The 6,143-nt window shown below is 78.0% G+C and carries 4 protein-coding genes and 1 pseudogene; 1 reads left to right on the plus strand and 4 read right to left on the minus strand.

What is annotated here, in order from left to right:
• The 4 genes and pseudogenes from AB0F18_RS38020 to AB0F18_RS38035 all read right to left on the minus strand — a co-directional run.
• Positions 1 to 314, minus strand: a pseudogene (locus AB0F18_RS38020) (hypothetical protein); the annotation flags it as partial.
• 41 nt (positions 315 to 355) lie between these two features.
• Complete coding sequence (locus AB0F18_RS38025; RefSeq protein ID WP_362069759.1) at positions 356 to 1,921, minus strand: FAD-binding oxidoreductase; 1,566 nt, start codon at positions 1,919 to 1,921, stop codon at positions 356 to 358.
• A 169-nt stretch (positions 1,922 to 2,090) separates the two neighbouring features.
• Positions 2,091 to 2,744, minus strand: coding sequence for a class I SAM-dependent methyltransferase (locus AB0F18_RS38030; protein ID WP_362069762.1), 654 nt, complete (start codon positions 2,742 to 2,744; stop codon positions 2,091 to 2,093).
• Between the two features lie 56 nt (positions 2,745 to 2,800).
• Complete coding sequence (locus AB0F18_RS38035) at positions 2,801 to 4,288, minus strand: IucA/IucC family protein (RefSeq protein WP_362069767.1); 1,488 nt, start codon at positions 4,286 to 4,288, stop codon at positions 2,801 to 2,803.
• 210 nt (positions 4,289 to 4,498) lie between these two features.
• On the opposite strand from AB0F18_RS38035, the gene AB0F18_RS38040 reads away from it, so the two are divergent.
• Positions 4,499 to 6,031 carry an IucA/IucC family protein gene (locus tag AB0F18_RS38040; protein WP_362069764.1) on the plus strand — a complete coding sequence of 511 codons (1,533 nt, stop codon included), beginning with the start codon at positions 4,499 to 4,501 and terminating at the stop codon, positions 6,029 to 6,031.
• Positions 6,032 to 6,143 lie beyond the last annotated feature (112 nt).

Here is a 6,143-nt window from a genome sequence, read left to right on the forward strand (position 1 = left end):
CCGGACCCGGGGGCCGCAGCGCCCGGGGTCGTGGAGCCGGCGGCCCCGGACCCGGGGGGCATGGCGCCGGAAGCCGGGAAGGCGCCGGAGGCGGCGCCCGGTGCCGTGGGGCCGGCGGCCGGGGTGCCGGGGGCCGGCGGGTCGGGGACCGGGGCCGCCGAGGCCATCCGCTGCGGCGTCCAGAACGCGGCGGCCTCCCGCGCGGTCCAGCGCCCGGCCGCGGCCTCGGCACTCGCGGACTCCAGGCCGGGCAGCGACCCGCCCGGCAGCAGCAGGGCGGCGGTCGTCGCCGCCAGGGTGAGCGTACGCAGCATGTCTCGTTCCTGTTCGTGACGGCCTGTACGGCGTGTACGGCCTAGACGGCCTGGGGGAAACGCAGCAGCCGGTCCGGGTCGTAGGTGCGCCGGACCCGCTCCAGGCGGGGGAGGTTCGGCCCGTAGTAGGCCTCGCGCCAGCCGGCCAGCTTCGGGTCGGCGTAGTTCTGGTACGCCCGGCCGCCCGCCCACGGGCGCAGGGCCCGCCACAGCCCGTCGAGCCAGCCCTGGTGCCGGGCCACCTCGGCGGCGGTCGCGGACGGCGGCCAGTACGCGAGGTACTGGGCCAGGAAGGCGCTGTCGCGGTGCACGAAGGCGGTGGCGCCGGCGGGCACCCGGTTCACGGCCCCGCCGCACACCCCGTCGAACTGGACCACGCCCAGCCCGCCCGGCGGCGCCGCCCGCCCGTACCGTCCGACGGCGTCCAGGACCGCCCCGACCGCCGCGTCCGGCAGCCCGGGCCCGCCCCAGAAGTCGGAGCGGGCCGCGTACGAGTCCCGGCCCAGCCGCCCCCGGGGATCCCGGCCGGGCAGCCGCCCCGGCAGCCGGCACTGCTCGGGACCGCCCTCCGGGCAGCCCGCCATGGCCCGCAGGGTGTCCCCGTAGCCCCGTACGGTGACCCAGGCGTCCAGCGGCTCCCGCCCCACCAGGCCCGATAGCCGGGCCAGTTCGCGCTCCAGCTCCCCGCGGCCGTCGAGGCACACCGCCCGGACGGCCAGGGCGGCGGGGGCCCCGGACCCCACCGTGAACTCGGCCTGGCTCCAGAACGGGTCCGGCAGCCCGCCCAGCCAGCGCTGCCAGCCGCGCACCACCGCCGCCGAGTCCGCGCCGGGCCAGTGCAGTTCGGCGAAGGCGGCGTCCCCGGCCGGATGGGTCCGCAGGCGGAACTCGGTGACCACCCCGAAGTTGCCGCCCCCGCCGCCGCGCAACGCCCAGTACAGTTCCGGGTCCTGATCGGCGCCGGCCTCGCGGACCGTCCCGTCCGGGGTCACCACGCGGGCGCCCGTGAGCCGGTCGGAGGTGGTGCCGTGGGCCCGGGAGGCGATTCCCAGGCCGCCGCCGAGGGTGAGGCCCGCGATGCCGACGGAGGGGCACAGCCCGGCGGGGACGCCCAGGCCGCGTCCGGCCAGGGCCGCGTGCACGTCGGCCAGCCGGGCGCCGGCCCCCACGTGCACCTCGTCCCCCGTGACCGCCACCCCGGCCATGGCCCCGACGTCGACCACGAGCCCGCCGGCCACCGTGGACCAGCCGGCGTAGCCGTGCCCGCCGCCGCGCGGCACCACGGCGGCGGCCGAGCGGCGCGCGAAGTCCAGGCAGACGGCCACGTCGCCGGCGTGCGCCGGATAGGCCACGGCGCCGGGGGCGACGGAGTCGTAGCGGGGCTGGAACAGCTGCCGGGCCTCGGCGTAGTCCCCGTCCCCCGGAAGGACCACCCGCCCGTCCATCGCCCGGGCCAGCGCCCCGAAGTCCGGCCCGGCGGCTCCCGCCCGGGAGGCCCGCGCACGGGGGGCGGCCACCGCGGGGGAGCCGGCGCGCCCGCCCGCCGCGGCGGCGCCGAGCACGGCGGCGGCCGCTCCCGCGAGGACCCGGCGGCGTGGAAAATTCATACTTCCTTCCTGCCACCGCCCACCGCGATCGAGACGAAGGCGGGCCCGCCGAAGCCGAGTTGTCCCCCGAACGGCGCAATCCGGCCCGCCACGACGAAAGGTGTCCCGGCATCAGCCCACCCGGCCGGGCACCGGCCCGGGCCCCGGACCGGCGCGGCGGGGGAGGGGGTCAGGGCGCCGGTGGTTTGCGGGACAGGACGAAGCCCTGGGGGCCGTGTTCCCCTTCGTCGGGCCGGCGGACCAGGCGGGCCACCTCCGCCAGCCCGGCCTCAGTCAGCAGGCCGGCCATCACCCCGGGCGGGGTCCCGTCCGCGTCGACGACCGCCGCAGCCCCCTCGGCGGGCTCCGGGCGGCGCGGCTCGTCGTCCCCGGCCGCGAACGCGACCAGCGCGTAGCCGCCGGGCGCCAGCACCCGGGCGAACTCGGCGAAGAGGTCCGGGAGTTCCCCCGGCGGGGTGTGGGCGGTCCCGTACCAGGAGAGGACCCCGCCCAGCGTCCCGTCCGCCACGTCCAGCCCGGCCATCCGTCCGACCTCGAAGCGCAGCCCCGGATACGTGCGCCGGGCCACCGCCACCATCGCGGGGGAGAGGTCGACGCCGAAGGCGCGCACCCCGCGCCGGTCCAGGTACGCCGTCATCCCGCCCGGACCGCAGCCCAGGTCGGCGACCGCCCGGCCCTGGCCGCGCGCGTACGCGGCGAACGCGTCCAGCAGGGCCCGGTCGAGCGGCCGCACGACCGGTTCGTCCAGCGGCGGCCGGGCCCGGTCGACGGCGACGAGCTCGTGGGACGCCCGTACGGCGGGGAAGCGCGGGGTGGCTGTCATGCTCCTGCACATTAGTGGGGCGGAGCGCCGGATTCACCGGCCCCCGCCCCCACCCCTCACCCCCCGGCCAGCGGGCTGGGCAGCCGCGTCCACTGGTCCCCGGGCACCCCCGGGCTCAGCCGCATCAGGGTGAGCGCCTTCACCGGCAGCGGCCCCCGCAGCAGCTCCGAGTCGGCGGTCGGCTCCAGGCCGTCCAGGCCCGCCGCGAGCGCCTCCCCGAAGGCCCGTTCCGAGCCCGCCGTCGCCGCGAGCGCCCCGGCCGCCAGGGAGCCGAACATCTTGCGCCGCAGCACCGTCTCGTCGTCCGTCACCAGCCGGCCGGACAGCGGCGGCACCGGCAGGCCGTGCCGGGTCAGCCGGGCCGGACTGATCCGGATGTCGGCCAGATCGCGGTAGACCAGCCGCAGCGGACTGCCGTCGGCCGCCAGGACGACCAGGAGGTTCTGCCCGTGGGCCTCCAGCGCCACCCCGAGCTCCAGCACCCGCAGGCACACCGACAGCGCCAGCCGCGCGAACCTCGCCTGCCACCGCGGCGAACGGGCCAGTTCCGTCCCCGCCAGCGCCGCCACCGGCACGACCCGCTCCCCGGCCCGCGCGTACGCCTCCGGCGGCTCGCGGAGCACCGCCGCCAGGTCCGGGCTGTACGCCGTGGCCGCACCCAGGGTGCGGGTGATGTGCAGGCGGCCGTCCAGCCGCTCGGCCAGCGCGTGCGCGAAGGCCGAGACCACGGCGGCCGTCTCGACGGAGTAGGCGGAGATGTCCCGGACCGAGGAGGTCAGCCGGGTGCTCAGGGCCGTCTTCACATGGGCGCCCCCCGCCGCCGGCGCGAGCGTGCGCAGCGCCATCAGCGGGTGCGCCGCCGGCCCCGGCAGGACCTCCTCGCCCTTCAGGACGTGCTCGGCCTGCCACGGGTGCACCGGGACCAGGATCCGGTCCCCGTCGCGCAGCCGCTCCGGCCACTCCCCGCTCACCAGGCACTCCCGCGTCCGTACGGGGACCAGCCCGAGTTCGACCAGCGGCCCGTGCTCCGGCGCGTACGCCAGCTGCTCGGCCACCGAGAACCCGGGCCGGGAACGGCAGTTGGGGTGGTACGGATGCCCGTCGACCACCCGCTGCTCCCACTCCCGGGTGCTGCGCGGCTCCGCCCGCTCCCCCTGCGGCTGCCCGGCCCGGGACAGCGCGAGGGAGGCGGTGCTGTCGTCCAGTTCGGCGGCGAAGGAGGCGAAGGCGGCCCCGAGGGGCCCGGCCGCGCCGTGCGGCACCCGCAGGGCCTCGACCAGCCGGGCCGCCTGCCGGTACGCGCGGCCGTCGAGCCGCACCTCGGTGACGTAGGCGTCCGTCGCGTACGGGTCCGGGCGCGGCCCCTCCAGCCGTCCGCCCCCGGCCAGCAGCAGCGCCAGGGAGTCCGGCCCCCGCTCCCGGCCCACCACCCACGGCAGCGGTTCGAAGGCCAGGGCCCGCCAGAGCCGGGTCAGCACGGCGGAGCGCGCGCCGTCCAGCGCGGCCTCGTACGCCGGCCCGAGCCCGGGCCGTACGCCGGCCAGCGCGGCGGCGACCGCCTCCTCGGCGGCACCCGCCGCGGAGGGCCCGGGGTCGGGCGGGGAAACGTGCGTGCTGCGGTCCAGGGTCCCGTTCCTTTCGGATCGCCTCGACTGAGGGCATTACCCGATGATCAAGTCATCATCCCGGATACTGAAGATCATGGCCGGTGCACCCTCCCGCGGACGCCGGCGCACCGACGCCCCGAAGCCCGAATGGAACCAGTGGACCTCAACGCCGCCGACGCCTACGCCGCCGCCCCGCTCCTGAACTGCCTGCTGCGGGAGGTCACCGACGCCGAGGGCGGGCGGGTCCACCGGCTGCGCGGCAGCGGCCGGCTCCTGCGGGTGGGCGGCGGACGCCGCCCCGCGGACCCCGAGCTGCGCACCGAGGACGGCTGGCACCCGCTCGGCCACGCCGACCTCGTCAAGCTCGTCTCCGACGAACTGCTGCGCTACACGGGTGTCTCCAATGACGAGCTGCCGGTGGAGATGGGCGACAGCCGCGACACGGTCGCCGCGCTGCTGGCCGCCCGGGCCGCCGCCGAGGCGCCCGAGGACCCGTACGTCCGTTCCGAGCAGGCCCTGCTCATGGGCCACCCGCACCACCCCGCGCCCAAGACCCGCGGCGGCGGCCCCGCCGCGAGCTGGCTGCCGTACGCCCCCGAGGCGCACGCCCGCTTCCCGCTCGTGATGCTGGGCCTGCGCGAGGACCAGGCCGTCGAGGAGGGCGGCCCGGCCGCCGCGGCGGCGGTCGACGCGCTGGCCAGGATCCTCGACGGCCCGCGGCCGCCCGCCGGCTACCGGGCGCTGCCCGCCCACCCCTGGCAGCTCGACCTGGTCGCCGAACGGCGGGAGGTGCGCGAGGCCTTCGCCGACGGGCGCCTGCTGCGGCTCGGCCCGACCCGGCTGCCGGTGTGGCCCACCGCCTCGATCCGGACCGTGCACGCGTCCGGCCCGGACACCGACCTGTTCGCGAAGTTCAGCCTCGACGTCCGCATCACCAACGACGTGCGCCGGCTGTGGCGCCACGACCTGCTGAAGCTGCGCCGCACCGACGCCGCCGTGGAGGAGGGCTTCGCCGACCTGCGCCGCCGCACCGGTTCCGGCGCGGTCTGGCTGTGCGACCGCGGCTACCGCACCGCCGCCTTCGCCTTCGAGGAGCTCGCCGTCCTGGTCCGCGACGGGCTGGGCGGGCGGGTGGTCCGTGGGGCGACCCCGCTGCTGTGCGCCGCGCTCGCCGAGGGGTTCCCCGGCAGCCCGCTGGAGGCCGCGCCCGATCCGGCGGGGTGGTGGCGGGCGTACCTGCGCCACGTCGTGCCTCCGGTGCTCGACCTGTTCGCGCGGCACGGGATCGTGCTGGAGGCGCACCTCCAGAACTGCCTGGTCGCCGTCGACGGCCGGGGGATGCCCGTGCAGGCCCTCTTCCGCGACGCGGAGGGGGTCAAACTCCCGCAGGACATGCCGCGGGAGGCCGCCTGGGAGCGGCTCGTGTACTGCCTGGTCGTCAACCACCTGGCCGAGGTGGCCGGGGCGCTGGCCGAGCACCGGCCGGAGCTGGCCGGCCGGGTGTGGCCGGCGGTCCGGGAGGAGTTCCTGCGCTACGACGCCGAGCACGGCCTGCCCGAGATCGCGCGGCTCCTGCGGGCCCCCTCCCTTCCGGCCAAGACGAACCTGCTCCTGCGCTGGACCCGGGCCGACGGCGCGGACGCGCGTTACCTGGAACTGCCCAACCCGCTGCGCGGCTAGGGTCTGTCGTCAAAGTTCCGTCTGCCCCGCGACGCTCCCCCAGCTACCGCTGGGAGGTGCCCCCAGGCACGCACTCTCGCCGCACCGGGCGCAAGACCGAGTACGCCCAGTA

This window comes from Streptomyces sp. NPDC029216, assembly GCF_040648015.1.
Lineage (GTDB): Bacteria > Actinomycetota > Actinomycetes > Streptomycetales > Streptomycetaceae > Streptomyces.